This window comes from Halanaerobium saccharolyticum (genome assembly GCF_003053565.1).
Classification (GTDB): Bacteria; Bacillota; Halanaerobiia; order Halanaerobiales; family Halanaerobiaceae; genus Halanaerobium; species Halanaerobium saccharolyticum_B.
On the sequence record NZ_QAXS01000069.1, the window covers coordinates 1 to 4,164 of the forward strand.

3 protein-coding genes are annotated in these 4,164 nt (G+C 32.3%); all 3 read right to left on the bottom strand.

The features are described 5' to 3' along the window. Positions 1-176 precede the first annotated feature (176 nt). On the bottom strand, positions 177-1,226 hold the full coding sequence (locus tag C8C76_RS14760; RefSeq protein ID WP_108142976.1) for a LacI family DNA-binding transcriptional regulator: 1,050 nt from the start codon (positions 1,224-1,226) through the stop codon (positions 177-179). A 287-nt stretch (positions 1,227-1,513) separates the two neighbouring features. After that, a complete protein-coding gene (locus tag C8C76_RS14765) occupies positions 1,514-3,097 on the bottom strand; it encodes an ABC transporter substrate-binding protein (RefSeq protein ID WP_108142978.1) in 1,584 nt (527 codons plus the stop codon). Between the two features lie 128 nt (positions 3,098-3,225). Beyond that, positions 3,226-4,164, bottom strand: a 939-nt coding sequence (locus C8C76_RS14770) for an ABC transporter ATP-binding protein (protein WP_108142980.1), incomplete at its 5' end; no start/stop codon positions are given.

Below are 4,164 nucleotides of genomic sequence, written 5' to 3' on the forward strand. Positions count from 1 at the left end.
ATCATTGCTAAGTATTTAAGAGCAATTCAAAAAATTAAAGAGATAACTTGATTCAAACGGTGCTATTTAGATTTCACAACATTTGTCAAAGAGCCGCAAATTTTTTCTCATTAATAATTCTCCTCCTTAAAATTTGTTAATTAATTTAAAATAATTATGTTAAGAATATATCTTAACTACCCCCTATTATTTGTTACCACCTCCTTCTTAGTAGTAAGCTCATTTAATTTATTTGTACTTTCTCTAACCACAAGTTTATGTGGAATAAAGACTTTATTATCTTCAATTTTCTCTTTATTGATAATTTTATTCAGCATTTCAATGCTTTTTAAACCAAGCTGATAGCCTGACTGTTTGATAGTTGTTAGAGCTGGATCAGTATACTTACCAAGTTCAATCCCATCAAAACCAACAACTGAAATGTCTTCCGGCACTTTAATATTCTGTTCTTTTAGATATCTTATTGCACCAACAGCCATTTCATCATTAAAAGCAAAAATTGCAGTTACATCAGGAAATTTATTGATAATTTTTTTTGCCGCTGAATAGCCACTTTCAAAGGTAAAATCTCCTTCTATAAAACGATTTGGATTATATTTTATATTACTGAGCCTTAAAGCAAGTTTAACTCCCCTAAGTCTCTCCTGACTGGCAAGTAAATCTAAGTCAGGCCCCTTGATAAAAGCAATGTCTTTGTGCCCTGCCTGACAGAGAAACTCAACAATATCATAGGCAGCAGCTACATTGTCTACTGTTACACAACTAATATCCGGATCACTAATATAACCTGAAGCAAAAACTACTGGAATCTGATAGTTCTTAACAATTGAAAGCAGGTCATTATAATAATTTGTTGTAATCAGAATTATACCATCAATCTTCTTCTGCTTCATAATATTAAGATAATTCTGCTCTTTTTCAAATTCTCCATCAGAATCTCCATAAATCAGGGCATAGCCTCTCTCTCTCGCTTCTGCTTCAATTCCTTTAAGCAGATTAGCCAGAAAAGGTCTTTCCATACCTGCACCAATAACTCCAATTAAGTTACTTGTGTTGGTTCTCAGTATTCGAGCAGAATCATTAATTTGATAGTCCAGTTTTTCAACAGCTTTCTGAACTTTTCTGGCTGTTTCTTCTCTAACTAAAGAACTATCATTTAAAACACGCGAAACTGTGCTTAATGAGACGCCCGCTAATTTTGCTACATCTTTCATAGTTACATCCATAATTTTCGCTCCCTGAAAATAATGAAATCCATTTCACTATTTAATATATTCAATGCTAAATTTAAATCTCCTGCATAAAAATCAAATTTTTTTGATTATTTTGCTTAATTCTCGAAAAAAGAGTGCTTTTTTAAGTAAAAATGACTTTTTACGCCTTAATTACTGCTTTCTAAAGTTTTATTCGCTATATTGTTAATATTAATAAATTTCTGTTAATTTAAGTCTTGAAATAACCCTGAAAGTGATGAAATGGTTTTCAGGGTTATGAATTCAGTTATTATTTTATCTTACTTTAAATAAATTAATTCGTAATTATCTTTTAAATAAATATTTGTAAATAAATCCTGCCCTGCTACTCTATTAGAAAAAATTCTGGCTTCTGCTCCCTGCAAAACAAAAACAAAAGGGTTATCATTAGCAAGAATATCTTCAATAATCTGATATGCCTGTCTCCTACTTTCCAGACTATTAACAAGTTTTAGGTAATCAATTAAATTATCCACTCTTTGATTATTATAACTAGAATAATTCAATTCTGATTCTGAATAAAAATTATCAGCTAAAAAGTCGAATTTATTATGATACTTATAGGTCATTAAAAACAGCTCAGCCTTAAAACTATCATTTATTAAATTTAAATACTCTGCCCAGTTGTATTTTTTTAAATTAACTGTAAGCTCATCAGTTTGAAGTTTTGATCTAATTAACTCAGTTATAAGAGTGCTGTTTTTAGAATCACTACTGATTAAATTTATCTCTTTGATATTATCTTCAAGCTTATAATTTTCAACTTCGTTTTCTTGAGTCAATTTATATATTCTTTGCAGATAACTTTCTTGATCATTATTTGAAATTGGCAGCATTAAATTTGGTGAATCAACTTCTTTAAAATCTATTTTGTTTAAATTAGACCTTATATTACTTCTGATACCTGGGGAGTTAGAATTAAATTGTTTGGAACCGCTATAATTATACGTCAGAAAATAATAAATATCCTGCGGAATTTTTTTGAGCTGATAATCATCATGTATTTCATTATCCCTAAAATATCTATATGATTCTGCATTTAATTGATAGATATCATACTGCTGATAGTCTCCTTTTTCTTCACTTTTGGTTGAGAAATTTATTTGAACCTGTTCTAGATAAGGTAATACTTCGTCCTGATAATTATTTTTCCAGTAGTTATTATTTTTGACTAAATTGACCTGAGCCTTAGTAAAATCATTAATTTTAAAAGCTCCAGTTCCAATTGGAATTATAGAGAAATTATCTTTATTCAAAACTGCATTTTTAGGCATCACAGCTGCTGCAGTTTTTGTTAAATTATAAATAAATGGTGCATAAGAATCTGTTAATTCAATCTGCAGCTGATAATTGTCTAAAACCCTTATCCCCGTTATTTCTCCACTTTCTCCCTGTCTGTAATCATCATAACCCTTTACTTTACTGAACAGCTGAGCATATGGTGATTTGTTTTCTGGAGAAGTTAAATATTCAAATGACCATTTCCAGTCTTCTGCCTTTACTCTTCTAGCTGATAAAGGCACTGGCTCTCCAGCAATTTGATAAGGATGAAAATAAACTTCTTCTCTTAATTTAAAAGTAAACAAACGGCCTTCTTCCTCAATTTCCCAGGATTCTGCTAAATGAGCAGTTAATTCTCCTTTCTCATTTAACTCTACTAAACTGTCAAAAATTTGCCTGGTAATAATTTGTTCAGTCTCATTAGCTGCATAGATTGGATTTAACTCTATTGGCAGCTGCTGAAATTTAAGCTTCAGTTCTCCCCCATAATTAACTGCCTGAATGCTAAGGCTAAATATAAATAAAATAAGGATTGTAATTAATAATGTTTTATAATATTTCATGATTCGACTCCTCTTTATTTCAATTAAATTTTAATTACTCATTTTATTTATTCTGCAAAAACAAGAAAATCCCTGTCTGCTAGTCTAATTAGCAGACAGGGATTAATTTTGAGCTCTAATGATTTAAATTATTTATCTAATAAATGACAGGCCGCAAAGTGACCGTCTCCATATTCTTTAAACTCCGGTTCTTTTACAGAACAGGGCTCAAAAGCTTTAGGACAGCGGGGATGGAATCTACAGCCAGAAGGTGGATCTACCGGTGAAGGTACATCTCCCTCAAGTACAATTCTATCCTTTTTCTTTTTCGGATCTGCCTCTGGAATCGCAGATAAAAGTGATTGAGTATAGGGATGAATAGGATTTTTAAATAGTTCCTTTTTATCAGTCAACTCAACAATTTTACCAAGATACATTACTGCTACTCGATCACTGATGTGTTTTACAACACTCAAGTCATGAGCTATAAAGAGATAGGTAAGACCATACTCTTTCTGTAAATCCTGCAGCAAGTTTACTACCTGAGCCTGGACTGACACATCAAGTGCAGATACCGGCTCATCAGCGATGATAAGTTTTGGATCTACTGCCAGAGCTCTGGCTACACCTATACGCTGACGCTGTCCACCACTAAATTCGTGGGGGTAGCGGTTCATGTATTCTTCACCAAGACCTACATTTTCCAGAATCTCTTTAACCTTTTCATTTCTTTCCTGTTTGTTTTTGGCAAGCTTGTGAATGTCTAAAGGCTCACCAACTATATCAGCAACAGTCATCCGAGGATTTAAAGAAGCATATGGATCCTGAAAAATAATCTGCATATCACGTCTAACTGCCCGCATTTCTTTTTTATCAAGGTCCATTATACTTTTACCATCAAAAATAACTTTACCTTCCGTTGCTTCTAATAAGCGAAGGATTGTTCTACCAGTTGTTGACTTACCACAACCTGATTCTCCTACCAGACCGAGAGTTTCTCCTTCTTTTACTGCAAAGGAGATATCATCAACAGCTTTTACATGAGCTACTGTTCTTTTAAATACTCCTGCTTTAACCGGAAAATATTT

Bases quoted from the DNA above. Each gene is read 5' to 3' on its own strand.
- C8C76_RS14760 (WP_108142976.1), bottom strand. From the start codon at position 1,226: ATGGATGTAACTATGAAAGATGTAGCAAAATTAGCGGGCGTCTCATTA.
- C8C76_RS14765 (WP_108142978.1), bottom strand. From the start codon at position 3,097: ATGAAATATTATAAAACATTATTAATTACAATCCTTATTTTATTTATA.